20 protein-coding genes are annotated in these 19,566 nt (G+C 64.9%); 10 read left to right on the top strand and 10 right to left on the bottom strand.

Annotated features, from left to right (window positions below; translation table 11 throughout):
• The 4 genes from OIE68_RS34710 to OIE68_RS34695 form a co-directional block, all read right to left on the bottom strand.
• Positions 1–852: an MlaE family ABC transporter permease gene (locus OIE68_RS34710; protein WP_040686323.1), complete on the bottom strand. Its 852-nt coding sequence runs from the start codon at positions 850–852 to the stop codon at positions 1–3.
• Between the two features lie 4 nt (positions 853–856).
• The gene (locus tag OIE68_RS34705; RefSeq protein WP_327095174.1) at positions 857–1,621 is read right to left on the bottom strand and encodes an ABC transporter permease; all 765 of its coding nucleotides are present in this window, start codon (positions 1,619–1,621) and stop codon (positions 857–859) included.
• Between the two features lie 296 nt (positions 1,622–1,917).
• Positions 1,918–2,835 carry a 3-oxoacyl-ACP reductase gene (locus tag OIE68_RS34700; RefSeq protein WP_327095173.1) on the bottom strand — a complete coding sequence of 306 codons (918 nt, stop codon included), beginning with the start codon at positions 2,833–2,835 and terminating at the stop codon, positions 1,918–1,920.
• A 44-nt stretch (positions 2,836–2,879) separates the two neighbouring features.
• Positions 2,880–3,068, bottom strand: coding sequence for a ferredoxin (locus OIE68_RS34695; RefSeq protein WP_063046666.1), 189 nt, complete (start codon positions 3,066–3,068; stop codon positions 2,880–2,882).
• 304 nt (positions 3,069–3,372) lie between these two features.
• Here OIE68_RS34695 and OIE68_RS34690 point away from each other — a divergent pair, with 304 nt between their 5' ends.
• Both OIE68_RS34690 and OIE68_RS34685 read left to right on the top strand, forming a co-directional pair.
• Positions 3,373–4,566 (top strand): acyl-CoA dehydrogenase family protein, encoded by a 1,194-nt coding sequence (locus tag OIE68_RS34690; protein WP_327095172.1) that lies wholly within the window; start codon positions 3,373–3,375, stop codon positions 4,564–4,566.
• 96 nt (positions 4,567–4,662) lie between these two features.
• Positions 4,663–5,769 (top strand): acyl-CoA dehydrogenase family protein, encoded by a 1,107-nt coding sequence (locus OIE68_RS34685; RefSeq protein ID WP_327095171.1) that lies wholly within the window; start codon positions 4,663–4,665, stop codon positions 5,767–5,769.
• A 241-nt stretch (positions 5,770–6,010) separates the two neighbouring features.
• Here OIE68_RS34685 and OIE68_RS34680 read toward each other — a convergent pair whose 3' ends face one another.
• The gene (locus OIE68_RS34680) at positions 6,011–6,769 is read right to left on the bottom strand and encodes a helix-turn-helix transcriptional regulator (RefSeq protein WP_327095170.1); all 759 of its coding nucleotides are present in this window, start codon (positions 6,767–6,769) and stop codon (positions 6,011–6,013) included.
• Positions 6,770–6,816: 47 nt separating this feature from the next.
• Positions 6,817–7,428: a TetR/AcrR family transcriptional regulator gene (locus OIE68_RS34675; protein WP_327095169.1), complete on the bottom strand. Its 612-nt coding sequence runs from the start codon at positions 7,426–7,428 to the stop codon at positions 6,817–6,819.
• A gap of 86 nt (positions 7,429–7,514) precedes the next feature.
• Here OIE68_RS34675 and OIE68_RS34670 point away from each other — a divergent pair, with 86 nt between their 5' ends.
• The 6 genes from OIE68_RS34670 to OIE68_RS34645 all read left to right on the top strand — a co-directional run bounded on the left by OIE68_RS34670 (position 7,515) and on the right by OIE68_RS34645 (position 13,487).
• Complete coding sequence (locus OIE68_RS34670) at positions 7,515–8,660, top strand: cytochrome P450 (protein WP_327095168.1); 1,146 nt, start codon at positions 7,515–7,517, stop codon at positions 8,658–8,660.
• A 5-nt stretch (positions 8,661–8,665) separates the two neighbouring features.
• Entirely contained in the window at positions 8,666–9,556 is an 891-nt protein-coding gene (locus OIE68_RS34665; protein ID WP_327095167.1) for a hypothetical protein, read from the top strand.
• A gap of 37 nt (positions 9,557–9,593) precedes the next feature.
• Positions 9,594–10,703, top strand: coding sequence for a cytochrome P450 (locus OIE68_RS34660; protein WP_327101933.1), 1,110 nt, complete (start codon positions 9,594–9,596; stop codon positions 10,701–10,703).
• Positions 10,704–10,774: 71 nt separating this feature from the next.
• A complete protein-coding gene (locus OIE68_RS34655; protein WP_327095166.1) occupies positions 10,775–11,566 on the top strand; it encodes an alpha/beta hydrolase in 792 nt (263 codons plus the stop codon).
• Between the two features lie 188 nt (positions 11,567–11,754).
• The gene (locus OIE68_RS34650; protein WP_327095165.1) at positions 11,755–12,729 is read left to right on the top strand and encodes a hypothetical protein; all 975 of its coding nucleotides are present in this window, start codon (positions 11,755–11,757) and stop codon (positions 12,727–12,729) included.
• Positions 12,726–13,487, top strand: a complete 762-nt coding sequence (locus tag OIE68_RS34645; RefSeq protein WP_327095164.1) for an SDR family NAD(P)-dependent oxidoreductase — start codon at positions 12,726–12,728, stop codon at positions 13,485–13,487. Before OIE68_RS34650 ends, OIE68_RS34645 begins: the two co-directional genes overlap by 4 nt.
• Here the strand turns inward: OIE68_RS34645 and OIE68_RS34640 are convergent.
• A complete protein-coding gene (locus tag OIE68_RS34640; RefSeq protein ID WP_327095163.1) occupies positions 13,484–14,074 on the bottom strand; it encodes a TetR family transcriptional regulator in 591 nt (196 codons plus the stop codon). The two genes, OIE68_RS34645 and OIE68_RS34640, sit on opposite strands and share 4 nt — an antisense overlap.
• Positions 14,075–14,174: 100 nt before the next feature.
• On the opposite strand from OIE68_RS34640, the gene OIE68_RS34635 reads away from it, so the two are divergent.
• Positions 14,175–15,356, top strand: a complete 1,182-nt coding sequence (locus tag OIE68_RS34635) for an FAD-dependent oxidoreductase (RefSeq protein ID WP_327095162.1) — start codon at positions 14,175–14,177, stop codon at positions 15,354–15,356.
• A 101-nt stretch (positions 15,357–15,457) separates the two neighbouring features.
• On the opposite strand, the gene OIE68_RS34630 is transcribed toward OIE68_RS34635, so the two are convergent.
• Positions 15,458–16,285, bottom strand: a complete 828-nt coding sequence (locus OIE68_RS34630) for a thioesterase family protein (protein WP_327095161.1) — start codon at positions 16,283–16,285, stop codon at positions 15,458–15,460.
• Between the two features lie 102 nt (positions 16,286–16,387).
• Complete coding sequence (locus OIE68_RS34625) at positions 16,388–18,037, bottom strand: acyl-CoA synthetase (RefSeq protein ID WP_327095160.1); 1,650 nt, start codon at positions 18,035–18,037, stop codon at positions 16,388–16,390.
• Positions 18,038–18,130: 93 nt separating this feature from the next.
• Between OIE68_RS34625 and OIE68_RS34620 the strand changes: the two genes are divergently transcribed.
• Positions 18,131–18,907: a crotonase/enoyl-CoA hydratase family protein gene (locus OIE68_RS34620; RefSeq protein WP_327095159.1), complete on the top strand. Its 777-nt coding sequence runs from the start codon at positions 18,131–18,133 to the stop codon at positions 18,905–18,907.
• A 76-nt stretch (positions 18,908–18,983) separates the two neighbouring features.
• Here OIE68_RS34620 and OIE68_RS34615 read toward each other — a convergent pair whose 3' ends face one another.
• Positions 18,984–19,400, bottom strand: a complete 417-nt coding sequence (locus tag OIE68_RS34615; RefSeq protein ID WP_040686303.1) for a VOC family protein — start codon at positions 19,398–19,400, stop codon at positions 18,984–18,986.
• Between the last annotated feature and the right edge of the window lie 166 nt (positions 19,401–19,566).

Here is a 19,566-nt window from a genome sequence, read left to right as displayed (position 1 = left end):
CTACCCGGAGAGATGGAAGTTGCCGGAGGTGCCGTAGATGGCCAGCGAGATCAGCAGTGTCACCGTGACCACCGCGACCAGCGAGGCCCGCACCGCATTGCCGACCGCGATCCCGACGCCGACCGGTCCGCCCGCGGCGTTGTAGCCGTAGTAGGTGTGAATCATCATGACCGCCAAGGCCATGAAGATCGCCTGGGCGAAGGACCAGAGGATGTCGCTGGGGATCAGGAAGGTGGAGAAGTAGTGGTCGTAGACGCCTGCCGACTGCCCGTAGATGACCACGGTGGCGAATCGGCTGGCGATGAACGAGCAGATCACCGCGAGCGCGTACAGCGGCACGATCGCGATCATGCCCGCGAGCACCCGGGTGCCGACCAGATACGGCACCGGCCGGATCGCCATGGACTCCAGTGCGTCGATCTCCTCGGCCACCCGCATGGCACCGAGCTGCGCGGTAGAACCCGCGCCGATGGTTGCGGCCAAACCGATTCCGGAGATCACCGGCGCCGCGATGCGCACATTGATGAATGCCGCGAAGAAGCCCGTCAGCGCCTCGACGCCGATATTGCCGAGCGAACTGTAACCCTGTACCGCGATGGTGCCGCCGGTGAACAGCGTTAGAAATCCGACGATGACCACCGTTCCGCCGATAACCGCCAAAGCACCTGTGCCCATGCTGATTTCGGCGATCAAACGAATGGTCTCGGTGCGATAGTAGATCAGTGCGCGTGGGATGGAACCGATTGTCTGCGCATAGAACACCGCATGTTTACCCAGCGAATCGAGCGAGTTCGAAAAGCGACGCACTCGCCGCACGGTACGCGGGAAGCGGGATTGGATTACGAATGCCATCGCCTCACCGCACCGCGAACTTGATACCGACGGCGGTGACCACGACATTCACCACGAACAGGGCCATAAAGGCGAAGACAACGGTCTGATTCACCGCATCACCGACACTCTTGGGACCACCTTTGACATTCAGGCCGAGATAACAGGCCACCAGTCCGGCGATCAGCCCGAACAAACCGGCCTTCACTTCGGAGATGACCAGCTCGGGCAGATGGGTGAGCAGCGTGATGCCATTGACGAAAGCACCCGGATTCACATCCTGCAGCAGCACCGAGAACAGGAACCCGCCGACGATGCCGATGGTGCACACCAGGCCGTTCAACATCAATGCCACGAACATCGAGGCCAGCACCCGCGGCACTACCAGCCGCTGCACCGGGTCGATACCGAGGACGCGCATCGCATCGATCTCTTCGCGAATGGTTCGCGCCCCGAGATCCGCGCAGATCGCGGTAGCGCCCGCGCCCGCCACGATCAATACGGTGACAATCGGTCCGACCTGGGTGACCGCACCGAATGCCGCACCGGCGCCGCTGAGATCGGCGGCGCCGATTTCACGCAGCAGAATGTTGAGCGTGAAGCTCACCAGCACGGTGAACGGAATCGCCACCAGTAGTGTCGGAATGATCGAAACGCGTGCGATGAACCAGGCCTGATCAATGAACTCGCGCCCTTGGAACGGACGTCGAATGCTGGCCCGTGCGACGTCGGCAACGAGTTCGAAGAATCCGCCGACTGCCCGCAATGGCACAGCAAGGACCTCGTTCATGCACGATCCTCCTTGCTCATCCTGCTGATTCTGCTCATCGCACGATGCCCCGCCCTGGCCACATCGCCGCAACGATTAGAACATGTTCACATTGCTGTAGGAAGCTTTTTGGCATATTTGAGCTGCCATTTTTCTCAAATTCGGCCCATGAATTTGTAACAGGTGTCATTTGAGGGTGGCCTAACCCTTTTGAGGCGTCACACACCGTTGACTCCCATGTCTACCAAGCGCCGCATCGGTGATCAACAACTGGACCAGTGATCAGATGGTTTCCGATGGCGCCTGCCATCACAGTGTCAGTTGTCCAGATCGATCAAAGAGGACGCTGAAAACGTACGCCCCGCGGGCCGCTGCGCGAAGTAACCACCGAGCGTGGCGGCGAGATCATTTACCGACCAGCGATCATCGGCGGCGTCGAAACGCTCTTCTACGACCGGCGCGGCCATCAAGGCGACCATCGGCCCGTACACCACGAACAGTTGCCCGTTGACCGCATCGGCGGCGGGCGAAGCGAGATACGCGACCAACCGCGCCACATGATCCGGCGAGAGCGGATCGATGCCGCCCTCCGGCGCCGCGCTGAAGACCGCTTCGGTCATCGCGGTGCGCGCCCGCGGCGCAATGGCATTGGCGCGCACGCCGAATCGGGACAGCCCGCGTGCGGCGGAGAGCGTCAGCGCGGTGATACCGGCCTTGGCCGCACCGTAGTTGGCCTGCCCCTCCGGGCCGAGCAGGCCCGCTTCGGAGGAGGTGTTGACGAGCCTGCCGTAGATCGGCGCGCCCGCCGCCTTGGACTTGGCCCGCCAGTAGGCGCCCGCATTGCGGGTCAATAGAAAATGGCCGCGCAGATGCACCGCGACCACCGCATCGAAGTCCTCGTCGGACATGTTGAACAGCATGCGGTCGCGGGTGATGCCCGCATTGTTCACCACGATGTCGACACTGCCGAACGCTTCCTCGGCGGTACTGATGAGCGCATCGGCGGTCGCCCGCTCGGCAATGCTGCCCGCGACGAACTCGGCCTTGGCGCCGAGCGCACGGATATCGGCGAGGGTTTCGGCCACCGCATCCGACTCCGTCAGATCGTTGACCACCACCGACGCGCCCGCCCCCGCCAAGGCCAGCGCCTCGGCGCGCCCCAGTCCGGCGCCGCCACCGGTAACGATGGCCACCCGCCCCGCAAGGCTCACATCCGTGTTGTCCACATCACTCACGGAGCCGACTCTAGAACGTGTTCCTATCTGACGGCAAGCATCGGCTACTGCAACTTCAGCGCCGCCTTCGGACACTGGGCCACCGCATCCTCGACATCGGCGAGCCGATCCGCAGGTACGTCGGCTTCTACGATGTGCAACACGTCCTCGTCATCGAGTTCGAAGACGTCGGGGGCGATTCCGACACAGATTCCGTTGGCTTCGCATTGATCCAGATCGACCGTGACCTTCATAGAAACTCCTTAAACGCGACTCTGGTCGAAGCCTAACAACACCAGGTCATATCGGGTACCGCCATTGTGCGGATTCGGTAGCAATACTGGAACATGTTTCAGTTCGTATGCAATGATCGGTTGACCGACATCGAACGCTCTGCTTACCCACCCCGCCGACTCCGCAAGCTCCGTCGGCTGACCATCCGCTCCACTTACCCACCCCGCCGACTCCGCAAGCTCCGTCGGCTGACCATCCGCTCCACTTACCCACCCCGCCGACTCCGCAAGCTCCGTCGGCTGACCATCCCCAAGAGGTACTGCCATGCGCATTGCGTACACGCCGCAGCAGGAAGAGCTCCGCGCGGAGCTGCGCGACTACTTCGCGCGGCTGATCACCCCGGAGCGCCGAGCCGCGCTGAGCGCGACCACCGGCGAGTACGGCCACGGCAACGTCTACCGCGAGGTGGTCCAGGAAATGGGCCGCGACGGCTGGCTCACCCTGGCCTGGCCCGAGGAGTTCGGCGGCCAGGACCGCCCGACCATGGACCAGCTGATCTTCACCGATGAGGCGGCCATCGCGGGGGCGCCGGTGCCCTTCCTCACCATCAATTCGGTGGCGCCGACGATCATGCACTACGGCAGCGAGGAGCAGAAGAAGTTCTTCCTGCCCAAGATCGCCGCGGGTGAACTGCACTTCTCCATCGGTTATTCGGAACCGAGCGCGGGCACCGACCTGGCCAGCCTGCGCACCACCGCCGTGCGCGACGGCGACGACTATGTGATCAACGGTCAAAAGATGTGGACCAGCCTGATCGCGTACGCCGACTATGTCTGGCTCGCGGTTCGCACCGATCCGACTGCCAAGAAGCACAAGGGCATCAGCATGCTCATCGTGCCGACGACCGCCGAAGGCTTCTCCTGGACCCCGGTGCACACGATGGCCGGACCGGATACCAGCGCCACCTACTACCAGGACGTCCGGGTGCCGGCCAGTTCGCTGGTCGGCCAGGAGAACGGCGGCTGGGCGCTGATCACCAATCAGCTCAACCACGAGCGCGTCGCGCTCACCTCGGCCGGACCGCTCATGGTCGCGCTGAACCAGACCACCGAATGGGCACGCAACACCAAGGCGGGTGACGGTTCCCGGGTCATCGATCAGGAATGGGTGCGGCTCAATCTGGCCAGGGTGCAGGCCAAGGTCGAATACCTGAAGCTGCTGAACTGGGAGATCGCCAGCCGGGCCGATGCGGGCGGCGATGCCGCACCGCGGCCGTGGGACGCCTCGACCTGCAAGGTCTACGGCACCGAACTGTCCACCGAGGCCTACCGGCTGCTGATGGAAATCCTCGGGCCACAGGCCTATCTGCGTCAGGATTCGCCCGGTGCCGAGCTGCGCGGACGGTTGGAGCGGTTCCACCGCGCCGCACTGATCCTCACCTTCGGAGGCGGCACCAATGAGGTCCAGCGCGACATCATCGCCATGACCGCACTGAAGCAACCCGCCGCGGCGCGCTGAGCTGTATTCAATCGCGGTGCTCCCGGGGCCCTACGTGGTCACGCAAGCTACCGCCTCCGGGCCCGTCGCTCGCACCGCAGAAAGCAGGTAGACACCATGGATTTCACACCCACTGAAGCTCAGCTCGATCTGACCCGCCTGACCGCCGAGGTCTGCGCCAAGTTGGTCACCGCCGACCGGATCCGCGAACTCGATGCCGAGGGCCGCTTCGACGGGCCGCTGTGGCAGTCGCTCGCCGAGACCGGCGTGTTGGCTGCCGCACTGCCGGAGTCGGTGGGCGGGGGCGATTTCGGCGCGCTCGAACAGAGCGCCGTGCTGCGCGAGCTGGGCAAGCATGTCGCCGCGGTCCCGTATCTGTGGTCGATCGTGGTGGGCGCGGGTGCGCTTGCGCGTTTCGGCCCGGACGCCCAACAGGATTGGGCGCGCCAGGCGGGCGAGGGCAGCATCATCCTCACCGCCGGGCTCGCCGAGGAGCACAACTGGGAGCCGACCAAGCCGACCACGGTGGCGCACGAGGCCGATGGCGTTTGGCGGCTCACCGGCGCGAAGACCACGGTGCCTTATGCCGACCGCGCGGCCCGAATCCTGGTCCCCGCCACGGTTTCCGGAGCAACCGCGCTGTTCCTGGTGGATCCCTCCGATGCGACCGTGAACGTGACCGCGCAGCGTGTGGTCGACTTCAGCGCCGAGTTCGGCGTCGAATTCCATGACACCCCGGCCGAATTGGTCGCGACGGTGGACTCCGGCGCGGAGATCCTCGACTGGATCCTGACCCGTGCCTGGCTCGGCCTGAGTGCGCAGCAATTGGGCACCTTGGAACGCGCACTCGAGCTGGTCGCCGAATATGCCCGCGAGCGTGAGCAATTCGGCAAGGCGGTCGGCAGCTTCCAGGCAGTCGCGCAGCGCCTCGCCGACGCCTACATCGACGTCCAGGGACTGCGGCTGGCGGTCACCCAGGCCGCCTGGCGGGTTTCCGAGGATCTGGCCAGCGCGGAAGCCGTACACACGGCCAAGTTCTGGGCCGCCGATGCCGGACACCGGGTGGCGCACACCGTGGTTCACGTGCACGGCGGCGTCGGCATCGACCGCGACCACATCGTGCACAACTACTTCACCGCCGCGAAGCACAATGAATTCGCACTGGGCGGGGCGAGTGACCACCTGCGGGCCCTCGGCTCTCTGCTCGCGGAAACTCCTGCCTGACCGAGCGCTGGCGACTGCTTGCCGTTCGCTCGAAAGGGTCGGTATCCGCACCCCCGAATCGGCCCGCCGGACCTGCCACCGGCGGGCCGATTGCTGAGCGACGCAGCACCCTTCGGATCGTGCGCACCCAAGGCGCCCCGACTCGTGGGCAACGCCTCGCCCGGCGCCTGCGCGGAACGCGGACAGCGGCGAGCTGTGGTCGACTGGGTCGGCGGGCCGTTGCGGGGGTGATGCTTTGCGGTTATCCGACCTCATCGTCCTCGAGTAACCCGACGAAAAGTTGTCGGGTCGGCTCGGGCAGCGTGGTGCGGAATCGTTGGACGTGGATTTCGAACGGCTTGCCGGTCTTGCGATTTCGAAGCCGAATGGTCGGGTCGCGTCGGCCGATGTACACCCGGCCGCTATTCCACAGGCGGTGAAAGTCGGGCTGTGCGCCCAGCTCACGTAGTAGCAGCTGGACATCGGCTCGCCCACCGGCACGGCCCGCGTAGGCGCGCAGACGCCCGATCATAAGATCCGCCTCTCGCTCCCATTCCTCGATCACCAGGCGTGCCCGCGGATCGGTGAACATCCAGCGCAGCGCATGTCCGTTCGGTCGCAGACCGGGAAAAGCTTCGTCGAAGGCGTCGTTGCAGTCGATGACGCGCCAGCCGTCGTCGAGCGCCGCTGCGAGATGCGGGGTCAAGGCGTCGAGGGTCTTGCGCACGGGCGGCCGCACCGGGCCGGGCCGGCGCGGACCGCCGCTGAATCGCTGCTGCGCAAGGTGATACAGGTGGATGCGCTCGTCCGGATCCAATGCGAAGACGTCGGCGAGCGCATCGAGAATCGATGGGCTCGGATTGAACGCACCGCCCTGCTCGATCTTGGCGAGATAGCCGACGCTGGAGTGGATCGCCTCGGCGAGCTGCTGTCGGCTCAGGCCGCCTGGATGCGCCGCGGTCGGTCGCTGCCGCCGCATTCGCACGAATTCGGCGAGAGTCGGCACCTGTAGTTCATCCATGTTCCTCCTTCGGGTCGCCGCCCATGGATGACGTTATGCCTTGCCGCTCAATCCTTCTGGACCAATTCGCCGCCGGCGACCTCGATGAGCGCACGGGCCGCGCGATTGATCCGTTCGGCGGCATCGTCGAGATCCGGCTGGCCGGCATCGAGCCAGGCGATCACCGCATCCAGGATGAAGGTGGGGATGACCTGCGCGGCCCAGTCCAGCCACGGCCCGGCCGGCACCGCATCGGTGAGATACCGCTGCGCGATCATCGTCGAATAGCTGCGGACCATATCGATGACGTCGCGGAATTCGGGCTCGCGGACCGCGTGCCGGAATAGCAGCCGGAAGGCGTCCGGATCGGCGGCGGCCGCCCGCAGCAGCGCGGAAATGCTGGTGCCGTCCAGCTTTTCGGTGCCGACGGCATCGCCGAGCCTGGTGTAGGCCCGTTCCAGCACGGCACGGTACAGATCGGCCTTCGAGGCGAAGTGCCGGTAGAGGATCACATGCGTAATGCCGGCCTCGGCGGCGATATCGGGCAGGCCCGTCCCGGTGAATCCGTTGCGGGCCACCGCGCGGGTGGCCGCGGCGAGGATCTGCTCGCGCCGCTGGGCACGCGGCATGCGCCGGACAGGCTGCGCCGAAGTCTCGGCGGGCGTTGGGCTTTCGGGCACGAGATCACCTCCTTGTTCAAGTGGAATAGTATAAGCAATTATGTTTAAGCTTGCTTGTACAAGAGATTGTTAGCAAGGAGTGAGCCATGACCACCGACTCATCGGAACTCGCATGCCCCTTCACCGGCACCGACGCCGCACCCAGCTCGATCAGCCGCGTCCACACGGCGACGGGCGACGAAGCCTGGAAGGTCTGCGGCTATCACAAGGTGAAAGAGCTGTTCACCGATGTGCGTCTCGGCCGTTCCCATCCGACACCGGAGACCGCCGCGCGATCGTCGGAGTCGGTGTTCTTCGGCCGCCCCTTCGGGAACTTCGAGACCGAACCCGCCGATAACGCGCGGATGCGCGGACTGTTGAATCCGCTGTTCTCGGCCAAGCGGATGCGCGAACTCACGCCGCGGGTGGCCGCGTTCACCACGCAACTGCTCGACGATATGGCCGAAGAGGGTTCGCCCGCCGACCTACACAAGGCCTTCGCCGAACCGCTGCCGCTGCTGGTCATCAGCGAACTACTCGGTGTCCCCTACGAGGATCGCGCGCAGTTCCGGCTCTGGAGCGAGGCGCTGTTCGACACCAGCGACGGCGCGAAGTCCGGACAGGCCGGGGCCGAATGGTTCCTCTACTGCAAGTCGCTGGTCGAACGGCTGCGCCGGGAACCGGGCGAGGGCGTGATCGCCAAGCTGTGCGAGGTGCCGGACCTGGCCGACGATGCCATCGCGACGCTGGCCATGGGGTTGCTCTTGGCCGGGCATGAGACCACTGTTGTCGAAATCGGCCTGTGCACCGTGCAATTGCTGCGGAATCCGGCGCAGTGGCAGAAGCTGGTCGACCAGCCGGAGCTGGTGCCCGCCGCGATCGAGGAACTGCTGCGCGTACACGATTCCACCGCCTTCGCCCGCTATGCGCGCACCGATATGGAGATCGACGGCGTTACCGTCCGGACCGGCGATCTGGTGCTGCTGGACGTCGATTCGGCCAACCACGATCCGGAGATCTTCACCAATGCGCGCCAACTCGACGTGACCCGCGCGGAGGGGCAGCATCTGGCGTTCGGCTACGGCCTGCATTACTGCACCGGTGCGCCGCTGGCTCGGATCGAATTGCAGGTCGCCTTCGGTCAGCTGATCTCCCGCTTCCCGACACTGCATCTGGCGGTCGACCCCGATGCGTTGAAGGTGCGCGAGAACGTTGTCACCAAGGGCCTGACCTCGTTGCCAGTCGCATGGTGAACGCGATGGGGGTCGGCACCGCGATAGCCTGCGCGGTCGTCGGCGTGATTCCGGTTTCGGCTGCGGCCGAATCGGTTTCGTGCGGGACAGCCACCGCAACGATTGCGGCGCCCGCTGTCGTTCGGGATGAGGACTGGGCCGAAGGTTTGGCCTATGACGCGCGCGGTGACCTGTGGGTCTCGCGGGTGCGACGCAACGAAGTGGTTCGCTATGACCCGTCCGGCCACGTTACCGCCAGGGTCGCTGTCGCGTATCCCGGTGCGGTGAAACTCGGCCCGGACCAGCTGATCTACGTGACGTACGGCAACTTCCCGACCAATCTGGTACCCGGCTCGACCGGTGGCGGCGTTGTCCGCATTGATCCCACAGCCGAGACGCCACAGGCCGAGATCTTCGCCTCCGGTCTGGGTATGGCCAATGGCGCCGCATTCGATACTGCGGGAAACCTTTTCGTCGCCGACACCTCGACCGGCGTTGTCCGGATCCGACCGGATGGCCGAGTCGACGCCGAATGGTCCAACCGGGCAAAGCATTTCGGTGCCGACGGAATCGTGGTCGACGGCGACGCGCTCTACGTCACGCTGTATCTCAGCCCGAACGGCCGCATCCTGCGCATACCGCTCGCCGATCCGTCGCACGCCACCGTAGTAGCGGATCTGGCCGCCGGACCCGGCGCGCCACCGCTGCCCGACGATCTCGCCATCGGCCCGGACGGCATGCTCTACGACGCCACCACCTCGGGCCGACTCGTGCGCATCAATCCGGCGGATCACTCGACGTGCACTGTCCTGGCCGGTGAGCCGATGACCTCGATCGTCGTATCACGCAGCGCCGAAAGGGAATTCGTGGTCGGCACCGCCAGCGGCAATCTGCTGCGAGTGCGCTTGCCCGAATAAGTCCGAACCGAGAACTAGGTAAGGAGTGACCGTGGACATGGGCTGCCCCGTCACGGGTGAAACCATCCAGCGGACGCGAACCGCGCTGGGCCACGAAGGTTGGTTGGCCACCAGCTACGCGCAGGTGCGGACGTTATTCGCCGATCCGCGCCTCGGCCGTGCCCATCCAACGCCGGAAACGGCTGCGCGGGCTTCGGATTCGATGTTCTTCGGCGGCCCGCTCGGCAATTTCGAGACCGAACCCGCCGATCAGGCCCGACTGCGCGAGTTGGTGGTGCCGTTCTTCTCCCCGCGGCGAATGCGCGACTTGCGGCCCAGGGTGGAAGAACTCACCACACAGTTGTTCGACGAGATGTCCGCGAAGGGCTCCCCCGCCGACCTGCACACCGCTGTGGCGCTGCCGCTGCCGCTATTGGTCATCTGCGAACTGCTCGGTGTGCCCTACGCCGACCGCGATCAGTTCCGCGCCTGGACCGAGGCCCTCGGCGAGCAGCAGGACGCCGCGAAGGTGCAGCAGGGTGTCGCCGGATTGTTCGAGTACTTCATGGCATTGGTCCAACGCAAACGGCACGACCAGGCCGATGATGTGCTGTCGCATCTGTGCACCCGGGATGATCTGTCCGATCAGGGCATCGCGACGCTCGGCCTCGGTTTGTTGTTCGGCGGCCACGAGACCACGGTGGTCCAGATCGGGGTCGGCACCAAACGGCTGCTGGAAAACCTCGACCAGTGGCAGGCCCTGGTCGACGAACCCGAACTGGTGCCGACCGCGATCGAAGAACTACTTCGGACGGCGGATGCCACCCAGATGCCCCGCTACGCGCGCACCGATATGGAGATCGACGGCAACGACATTCGCATCGGCGATCTCGTCCTGCTGGATCTGACCGCGGCAAACCATGATCCGACGGTCTTCACCGATCCCGACCGCGTCGACGTGACCCGAAAGGACGGCTCCCATGTGACCTTCGGCTACGGTGCCCGGCACTGCATCGGCGCGCCGCTGGCCCGCATCGAATTGCACACCGTATTCACCCAATTGGTGACCCGGTTCCCGACCATGCGCCTGGCCGTCGACGCTGCCGCGGTGCCGATGCGCACCAGCAGCTTCACCGGCGGTGTCGAGGAGTTGCCCGTGATGTGGTGAAAACCGTTGGTATAACCGGTTCTTGTTAGGCTGCTCTCTTTCGGGGGACGCAGTCTGACAGGAGCACGGTTATGCCCTTCGTAACCTCCGCCGGCGCGAAAGTGCACTTCGTCGACAGCGGAGGATCCGGGCCCGCGGTGGTGCTCGGGCACGCCTTCTTCATGGATCACGAAATGTTCGCGAACCAGATTGCCGCACTCGCCCCGAAATATCGCGTGATCTCGATCGATGGGCGCGGCCACGGACTGACCGAACACGACGACGGCGCATACAGTTTCTGGGATCTGGCCCGCGATGCCTGGTCGGTGGTCGACCACCTCGGCATCGACCGGGTGGTCGTCGGCGGTGTCGGGCAGGGTGGGTTCACCGCACTACGCATGGCCTTGCTGTGCCCACCGCGAGTGGATGGCCTGATCCTGCTCGGCTGTTCTGCGCAGGCCTACAGCGACGTGCAGCGGGTCGGCTATCGCCAGGTCACCGATGCCTGGATCGGCACCGGGCCGCTGACCGTGATCGCGAAGATGGTGGCGGGCTTGATCATCGGTGGTGATCGGTCCGATCATCAACCGTGGCTGGCCAAATGGTTGAGCGGTGACCGGGAACGGGTCGCCGCGGCGGCCGACTGTCTGATCAACGTGGACGACATCTCCGATCTCATCGGCGATATCACCTGCCCCGCGCTGTTGGTCCGCGGCGCCTCCGACCCGGCCTTCGATCATGACGCCGTGGATTTACTGACAAAGGGACTCGGTGGTCCCGCGGAATTCCACACCATCGAGGGCGCCGCGCACACACCGAATCTCACCCACGCGTGTGAAATCGACCAGCTGATGCTGCAATTCCTCGGGAAACTCGGCCGGTAGTACAACCGACCAGGGGTACTACTGGCCAGGGGGTAGCCGATCCCTGGTCCGGGAAAACTCTTGCCCACAGGGGCGCCTGCTTGATGTATTCGATACGGCGGCGCCGCCAATTCCGTTCCGGTCGAACGTGATTCACAGATACGCAGTGGGTGTCGCCATCGTGCGCCCCGGCGTGGGTAGGACATGCAATGAGGGTTTCTTTTCTGTTCGGTGGACAGGTCAGTCTGACCGCCGAAGTCATCGATGAGTTCTGCGAGCGGTGCCCGTCCATCGCAGTCGCCTACGAAGAAGCCGCCGCGGTGACCGGATTATCGGTGGACCGACTGCGTGCGAGGGAATTCGCCGCGGAAATGGCGAGCGAACCGGAGGATCGGCACAGCCTCGGCGCATTGCGTCAGGCCGCATTCGCACTCGGTCTCGCCGAGGACCTAGCGGCACGCGGTTTCGAGCCGGAGGCCGCCGGTGGGCTGAGCCTGGGCGCGCTGATCAGCACATGTGTGGCCGGAGCCGTGGAGCGGCACGAATTGTTCGGCATGCTGCATCACCGTCGACTTGTGCCGGAATTACCGGAAGGTGTTGCCGCACAAGGGATGGGGCTGATGTACACGCCGATCGAGGACGATCCGGCGAACTATTACGGTGCACGCCGCCCGGGTGTGCATCTGGCCGTCGACACCGGTCCGATCGATGACGTACACCGATCATTCGTGATCTCGGGTTATCTCACGGCACTGCAAGAAATCCTGGCCGAAATCGAGGCGTCCTCGGATACCCGTCAAATGTTCGTACTGGACGCGTACAAGGGCGCGTTCCATTCGCCGCTGCAGCAGCATGCCGCGGATTTCATGCGCGGTTTCGTCGACGATATGACCTTCCGGGATCCGGAATTCCCGGTCTGCTCACCGGTACGCCAGCGCAGTTTGACATCCGCCGACGATGTCCGGGATTTCGTGCTGCACAACAACTTACTGCCCGCCCGCTACCAGCCGTTGATCCAGGAAATGGATCGCATCGGCATCCGTGGTGGCCTGATCCTCGGTCCCGGCCTGCCACAGCCCGCAGATCGGCCCTTCCCGGTCGAATTGGTCGCCGAGCCGGTCGATCTCGACCGGCTGCCCGAGATAGCGCAGTTGTTGGCCGAGCGGGATGTACAGAGCGTATGAACCGTTTCACGCAACGCCGAGTGCTGGTAACGGGCGCGGGTTCCGGCATCGGCCGGGCCATCGTCTTGCGACTGCTCGAGGAGGGAGCGGAGGTGATCGGCGTGAGCAGAAGCGGCGATGGCCTCGCCAAGACCGCTCAGCTCGCCATGGATCGGGGCTCGGGCGACCGGCTCACCGTCGCGTCGTTCGATATCGCGGACGAGGCCGCTGTCGAGCAGACGGTGCCCGGACTGATAGCCGTTGGCCTGGATGTACTGGTGAATGCCGCTGGGATCGTGCGCATGTCGCATACCCACGAGACCACCACCGAGCTGTGGAATACCGTCCTCGGCACCAATCTGACCGGAACGTTCCTGGTGACCCGGACCGCCCTGCCCGCACTACTGGAGTCCGGGCGCGGGGTGGTGGTCAATATCAGCTCGAATGCCGCGTCCTATGCCGCGCCGTATCGCGCGGCGTACGCGGCGAGCAAGGGCGGACTGGAGGCCTTCACGCGGGTGCTGGCGCTGGAGTACAGCAAGCGGAATCTGCGCGCAGTCTGCGTCTCGCCCGGCGGCATCGAGACGGCCATGACCTACAGCCTGCTCGATGTGCCACCGGATATCGATCCGAGTCTGATGAGCAAGATGGCTCCGGCCATCGGGCCGCTGCTCGGCTCACCCGAGATGGTCGCCGGTGTGGTCGCGATGGTCGCTTCCGAAGACGGTGAATTCATCACGGGCACAACGATTCACGTCGACGGCGGCGCGCACGTCTAAGCGCTGATCGGCGCCGATATCAGATAGCGCTGCAAGGTCGGTGCGATATCGGCGATGATCTGCTCGCGCGTCAGGCCGACCACCGGCGGCAGCTCGAGCACATAGCGGCACAACGCGAGTCCCAGCAACTGGGTGACGATCAGACCCCCGCGGCGCTGCGCGTCGGCCGGATCGCCGAAGCGCAGCACCGCGGGCAGCACCTGTTCGGCGAAGATCTGCCGAAAGCGTTGGCTCACACCCTCATCGGTGATCGACGAGCGCAGCAAGATCACCAGCACCTTTTTATCGGGCTGATCCTCCCAGATTGCCAGGAACCGGCGAACCAGCAACTCCCCGAGGGCATCTGGATCGGCCGCGGCGAGATCCGGCAGGTCGAGGTGCACATCGACCGCCGCGGCGAAAAGTCCGTCCTTACTGCCGAAGTAACGCATCACCATCGACGGATCGATCGCGGCATCGGCGGCAATGGCGCGAATGGTCGCCTTGCGAAACCCCTCGGCCGCGAAGCGGGCGCGGGCGGCCGCCAGGATGGCCGCGCGGGTGGCATCGGAGCGACGTGCAGGTGGTTGAACAGGCTCGACGTTCATGCCAACAAGTGTAGGCCAACAACTGTTGACTTCTACAGACGGCACGCGCTACGGTTATGCCAACAAGCGTTGGCCTACAGATGTTGACCTAGGAGTTCCGATGAACACCACCCCGCTGCCGGAGACCACTTCCGTCGTCATCGTCGGGGCCGGTCCGGCCGGACTGACCACCGCGATCACCCTGGCCGACGCCGGTATCGACTTCGTACTGCTGGACCGGCTCGCCGAGGGTGCGAACACCTCGCGCGCCGCGGTCGTCCACGCCAGGACCCTGGAGGTGCTGCAGGAATTGGGCATCGCCGAGGAACTCGTGGACCGCGGCATCGTGGTGCCGACCTTCCGGGTGCTGGACGGCAACCGCACACTGGCCACAGTGCCGTTCGGCGGCCTGCCCACCGAGTACCCGTACACGCTGATGGTTCCACAGGACACCACCGAGGCCGTACTGCTCGCTCGACTGCGCAAGGCGGGCGCAGATGTGCACCGGCCGTATCGGATCACCGAGGTGGCTGATGAAAATGACGGCGTCACAGTCGAATACGTCGACGGCGAGGGAGCGACCGGCACGATCCGCGCGGACTATGTGGTCGGCGCGGACGGTATGCACAGCGTCGTCCGTGAGCAGGCGGGTATCGGCTTCACCGGCGACACCTACCCGGAATCCTTCGTACTCGCCGACGTCCGAATGGACTGGCCGATTGCGCGTGGCGAAGTGGCACTGCACCTTTCGCCGGAGGGTGTAACAGTGGTCGCGCCGCTGCCGGACGAGACCGATCCGAATCGATACCGGGTCGTCGCGACCGTCGACGAGGCCCCCGAACACCCAACTATCGAGGATATTCAGACCATCCTGGATACGCGCGGCCCCGGCGGCACTGTGAAAGTCCGTGAGGTGCTGTGGAGCTCGCGCTTCCGGGTGCACCACCGCGTCGCGGATCACTACCGCGCGGGCCGCCTGCTGCTGGCCGGTGATGCCGCACATGTGCACAGCCCGGCAGGTGGACAAGGTATGAACACCGGCATCCAGGATGCGGCCTTCCTCGGTCCGCTGCTGGTCCGGGTCGTCGACGGCGAGCCCGACAGTGTGCTCGATACCTACGAAACCACCCGTCGCCCAGTGGCTCTCGGCGTCGTCGCCTTCACCGACCGGATGACGAAGATGGCCACCCTGCGGCCACTTCCGGCACGCATCGTCCGCAATACCGTCATGACGGTGGCGACCCGCATTCCCGCGGTCCGCACCAAGCTGGCCTTTCGCCTCGCCGAACTCGCCAACCGCTGACCCGCCGCCCCCCGAATGTCTCCACCCTGGGTGGAGGCATTCGCCGTCGCACGCGGATTTGCCCGGCACCTACGGGTTTGCGTGGTCAATTAGCGCGTGGCCTACTGAACGTAGACCCGCTGACGCGGATCACCATTTGCGAAGTCGACCTGCCGGTCCGCATTGGACAACGCCGTTACCACACACGTGCCGAACGATCCGGCCCGATCGAACAATGTCGCACTACCGACGGCTATTCCGTCCGCGCTGATATGACTGTCCGCCTCCACCCCGATCTCCAAGCCGATGACGGGCCGGGCCAGCGCGAGCGTCAGATCGGCATTGATGAAACCGATTCCGGCCGTCCCCCAGTTGGTCATGAGGCTCGTCGACTCACCGATCATCGCGGCCGCGGCGAAGGCCGATGGCGGCTCACCCTCAACCACCGAAAGCGGCGCCTGCCACATGCGTTTGCGCCCGCTGTTCTGATGCTCACCGATCCGCGACGACCAGCCATCGGCAGTACCGTCGCTGTTCCACATCGGCGCGGTCGGGCCGTCCGCTATCGGAACCGCTGGCGGCCGCGGGGATTCCGGGCGCGTCCACAGCTCACCCGGCGGCTGGTGCGAACGCTTCAGGAAGACCACGCTGGCGCGGGCCACATCCACACCGTCCTGCATCAGTGCGGCATCGGCGACCCGGATCCGGCGACCCTCCCGTACCAGCTCGGTCACCACCGTCACCGGCTTGGCCAAGGTAGGGCGGAACAGGTCGACCGTCAGCCGCGCCGGTGTGAATTCCGGTGCACAGTGCTGCTGTTCCAACGCCCTGGCCAGCAGGCCGCAGATCGCCGGACCATTGACCATATTCGGTGACCAACTGCTGGCCGCGAACGGCAACGGCTCGAAGCTGTCCTCCGTTGCCGCGAAAAACGCATAGGGCGTTGTCAATTCGATCTCCCATCGCAAGCGTTCCACTCGCCGAAGCCGCAAAAGGCAAGGTCGGCCGCAATATCGCGGCAGACCTTGCCGATATCGGTCGTACCTACCGTTTTACTTGCTGCTCGCCTCGGCGTGCTCGTCGGCGGGACGCTCCTCGGTTTGCGCCTTGGCCCAACGGTAATCGGGCTTGCCCGCCGGATTGCGCTTGATCTGATCGACGAACCACACGCTGCGCGGCAGCTTGTAGGGCGCGATCTCCTGGGTGAGCACCGGACGCAGTTCGTCGAGGGTGGGACGCTTGTCGCCGCGACACTGCACGACCGCGGCCACCCGCTGTCCCCACCGCTCGTCCGGAACACCGACCACGAGTGCGTCGAAGATCTCGGGGTGGATCTTGAGTGCGCCCTCGACCTCCTCCGGATAGATCTTCTCGCCGCCGCTATTGATGCTCACCGAACCGCGCCCGAGCATGGTGACGGTGCCGTCCTCCTCGACCCGGGCGTAATCGCCGGGGATGGAGTAGCGAATTCCGTTGAACTCCTTGAACGTTGCCTTGGTCTTGACCTCGTCCTTGTAGTAGCCGACCGGAATGTGGCCGCTGCGCGCGAGGAAACCGACCTGCCCGGAGCCGGGTTCCACCGGATTGCCCTGGTCGTCGAGCACCTGGGTGGCGGCATCGATCTTCACCCGCGGGCCGCCGGTGTGGTTTGCGCCCTTGGCGACAACGGCGAGACCGCCGAAGCCGGTCTCGGAGGACCCGATGGAATCGGTGATCATCCGGTTCGGCAGGCGTTCCAGGAACTGGTCCTTGAGCGTCGGCGAGAAGAGCGCCGCACTGCTGGCGATCAGGTACAGGCTCGAAAGATCGTACGGCTCACCGGTTTCCGGATTGCCCTCGGCCAGCGCATCCATCATCGGCCGGGCCATGGCGTCACCGGTGATGAAGATGAGGTTGATCTTGTGCCGATCGATGTGCTGCCACACGCCGTGTCCGGTGAACTCCGGAATCATCACGGCCTTACCGCCATCGAACAGGCTGTGGAAGGTCGCGGTCTGTGAGCCGCCGTGAATCATCGGCGGAATCGGGAACCGAACCATCTGCGGATTGCCCGCACCGGTTTTGGCCTGATGCCATTCGTCCTCGACGTATTCGCCGGTGAGGAAGTTGATGCCGCCGCCGAGCACGCGCCACCAGTCCTCATGCCGCCACATAACGCCCTTGGGCAGACCGGTGGTGCCGCCGGTGTAGAGCATGAAGATGTCATCGGCCGAGCGCTCGCCGAAGTCGCGCTCACCGGAGGACTCGGCCAGCACCGTCTCGTATTCGACCGAATCGGCTGCGGTCGCAATGGTGCCGGTCGTATCGTCGTCCACGACGATGACCGTCTTCAGCAGGGGCGTATTCGGGCGAACCCCGGCCACCCGGTCGCTGTAGCGGCGCTCGTGGATCAGCGCGACCATATCCGAGTTGTCGAAAATGTACTGCAACTCGTTCTCGACGTACCGGAAGTTCACGTTGATCATCACGGCGCGCGCCTTGAAGACCGCGACCATGGCCTCGACGGCCTCGACGGTGTTCCGTGAATAGATGCCCACTTTGTCACCCGGTTGGACACCCTGTTGCAGCAGGTAGTTCGCGAGCTTGTTGGCCCGCTCCTCCAGCTGCGCGTAAGTCACCTCGCGGCCGTCGTCGGCCAGCGCTACGCGGTCGGGCATCAGATCGATGGCGTGTTCGACTAGGTCCGCTATGTTGTAGCTCACAAAGCTAAAAATAGAACGTGTTACTGTTTCTGACAAGGCCGAATTTGCCCACCCCGGCCGGCGCCGCCCCCTGGAAAGTCAGGAGAATCAGCAATGCCCGATTGCCTCGTCGAGAAGCGCGATCACGTACTCATCGTCACCATGAATCGGCCCGAGGCCCGCAATGCCCTTTCGGCCGAGATGATGGCGATCATGCGCGACGCCTGGGACCAGGTGGACAACGATCCCGATATCCGCGTCGCGATCCTGACCGGTGCGGGCGGTGCGTTCTGTGCGGGCATGGACCTCAAGGCGATGACCGCGCGGCACCCCGGCGACAACGCGAGCAGCTTCGATCCGACCAAATTGGAGGCGCTGCTCAAGGGCCGTCGACTCACCAAACCGCTGATCGCGGCGGTGGAGGGTCCGGCCATCGCCGGTGGCACCGAAATCCTGCAGGGCACCGATATCCGGGTGGCCGCCGAAGGCGCGAAATTCGGTGTATCCGAGGCGCGTTGGGGTCTGTTCCCGCTCGGCGGCTCGGCCGTGCGGCTGGTCCGCCAGATTCCCTACACCGTCGCCGCTGACATTCTGCTGACCGGCAGGCACATCACCGCCGGCGAAGCCAAGGAGATCGGGCTGATCGGGCATGTAGTCCCGGACGGCACCGCACTGGACAAGGCCCTCGAACTCGCCGCGCAGATCGCGGCCAACGGTCCCCTCGCGGTGCAGGCGATTCTGCGCACCATTCGGGAAACCGAGGCCATGCCGGAAGAGGACGCCTTCCAGATCGAGGCCGAACTCGGCATGTCGGTCTTCCGGTCGGCCGATGCCAAAGAGGGCCCGAAGGCCTTCGCCGAGAAGCGCAAGCCCACCTTCACCGGCAGCTGAACTACGTTCGGGCCCAGGCGGGTCGACTGGTGGTACCTGGGTCGCTGGGCCACTATTCGACCGCCGTCGGCGTGGATCAGTTGCCGGGATAGTCCATCCAGAAGGGCTCCCACTGGTGGCCGTCCGGATCGATAAAAGTGCGGCCGAACATACCGACCTGGGCCTCCTGGGCGCGGCGGTCCTCGTGGATTTCCTCGGTGGCACCTGCGGCCAGGGCGGCATCGGTGAGTGCGTCGACCTCTTGTGCGCTGGCCAGGGATAACGCGTATGCGCCACCGCTGGTCGCGATCGTGTCGGCGATCGGGCGCTTGCTGAAGTTCGAATAGAAGTCCTTGGTCAGCAGCATGGCGCAGATGTTGTCGTCGATGACGATGCACGCGGCATTCTCATCGGTGAAGTCCTGATTGACCTTCCAGCCGATCGCCTCGTAGAAGTTTCTGGACCGGCCCAGGTCCGCGACGGGAAGGTTGATGAAGATCATCTTGCTGGGCATGCGGGATCCCTTACGTCGGCGTCGGCGGTCTCTATGTAGAGACGGATCGAGCGCGCGAAACTCATCGGTTTCGCGCGCTGTGTAGCCGGACACGTCTGTTCGCCGCCATCATGATCTTGAAGCCGCAGGTAGGCGACGGTATGGCCTTCGCTCGCCGAAGCGCAAG

This window comes from Nocardia vinacea (genome assembly GCF_035920345.1).
GTDB classification, from domain to species: Bacteria; Actinomycetota; Actinomycetes; order Mycobacteriales; family Mycobacteriaceae; genus Nocardia; species Nocardia vinacea_A.
The sequence above is the reverse complement of the archived record's forward strand: the minus strand, read 5'-3'. Positions and strand labels throughout refer to the sequence as shown.

Bases quoted from the DNA above. Each gene is read 5' to 3' on its own strand.
- OIE68_RS34710 (WP_040686323.1), bottom strand. From the start codon at position 852: ATGGCATTCGTAATCCAATCCCGCTTCCCGCGTACCGTGCGGCGAGTG.
- OIE68_RS34705 (WP_327095174.1), bottom strand. From the start codon at position 1,621: ATGAACGAGGTCCTTGCTGTGCCATTGCGGGCAGTCGGCGGATTCTTC.
- OIE68_RS34695 (WP_063046666.1), bottom strand. From the start codon at position 3,068: ATGAAGGTCACGGTCGATCTGGATCAATGCGAAGCCAACGGAATCTGT.
- OIE68_RS34690 (WP_327095172.1), top strand. From the start codon at position 3,373: ATGCGCATTGCGTACACGCCGCAGCAGGAAGAGCTCCGCGCGGAGCTG.
- OIE68_RS34685 (WP_327095171.1), top strand. From the start codon at position 4,663: ATGGATTTCACACCCACTGAAGCTCAGCTCGATCTGACCCGCCTGACC.
- OIE68_RS34680 (WP_327095170.1), bottom strand. From the start codon at position 6,769: ATGGATGAACTACAGGTGCCGACTCTCGCCGAATTCGTGCGAATGCGG.
- OIE68_RS34670 (WP_327095168.1), top strand. From the start codon at position 7,515: ATGACCACCGACTCATCGGAACTCGCATGCCCCTTCACCGGCACCGAC.
- OIE68_RS34665 (WP_327095167.1), top strand. From the start codon at position 8,666: ATGGGGGTCGGCACCGCGATAGCCTGCGCGGTCGTCGGCGTGATTCCG.
- OIE68_RS34660 (WP_327101933.1), top strand. From the start codon at position 9,594: ATGGGCTGCCCCGTCACGGGTGAAACCATCCAGCGGACGCGAACCGCG.
- OIE68_RS34655 (WP_327095166.1), top strand. From the start codon at position 10,775: ATGCCCTTCGTAACCTCCGCCGGCGCGAAAGTGCACTTCGTCGACAGC.
- OIE68_RS34650 (WP_327095165.1), top strand. From the start codon at position 11,755: ATGAGGGTTTCTTTTCTGTTCGGTGGACAGGTCAGTCTGACCGCCGAA.
- OIE68_RS34645 (WP_327095164.1), top strand. From the start codon at position 12,726: ATGAACCGTTTCACGCAACGCCGAGTGCTGGTAACGGGCGCGGGTTCC.
- OIE68_RS34640 (WP_327095163.1), bottom strand. From the start codon at position 14,074: ATGAACGTCGAGCCTGTTCAACCACCTGCACGTCGCTCCGATGCCACC.
- OIE68_RS34635 (WP_327095162.1), top strand. From the start codon at position 14,175: ATGAACACCACCCCGCTGCCGGAGACCACTTCCGTCGTCATCGTCGGG.
- OIE68_RS34620 (WP_327095159.1), top strand. From the start codon at position 18,131: ATGCCCGATTGCCTCGTCGAGAAGCGCGATCACGTACTCATCGTCACC.
- OIE68_RS34615 (WP_040686303.1), bottom strand. From the start codon at position 19,400: ATGCCCAGCAAGATGATCTTCATCAACCTTCCCGTCGCGGACCTGGGC.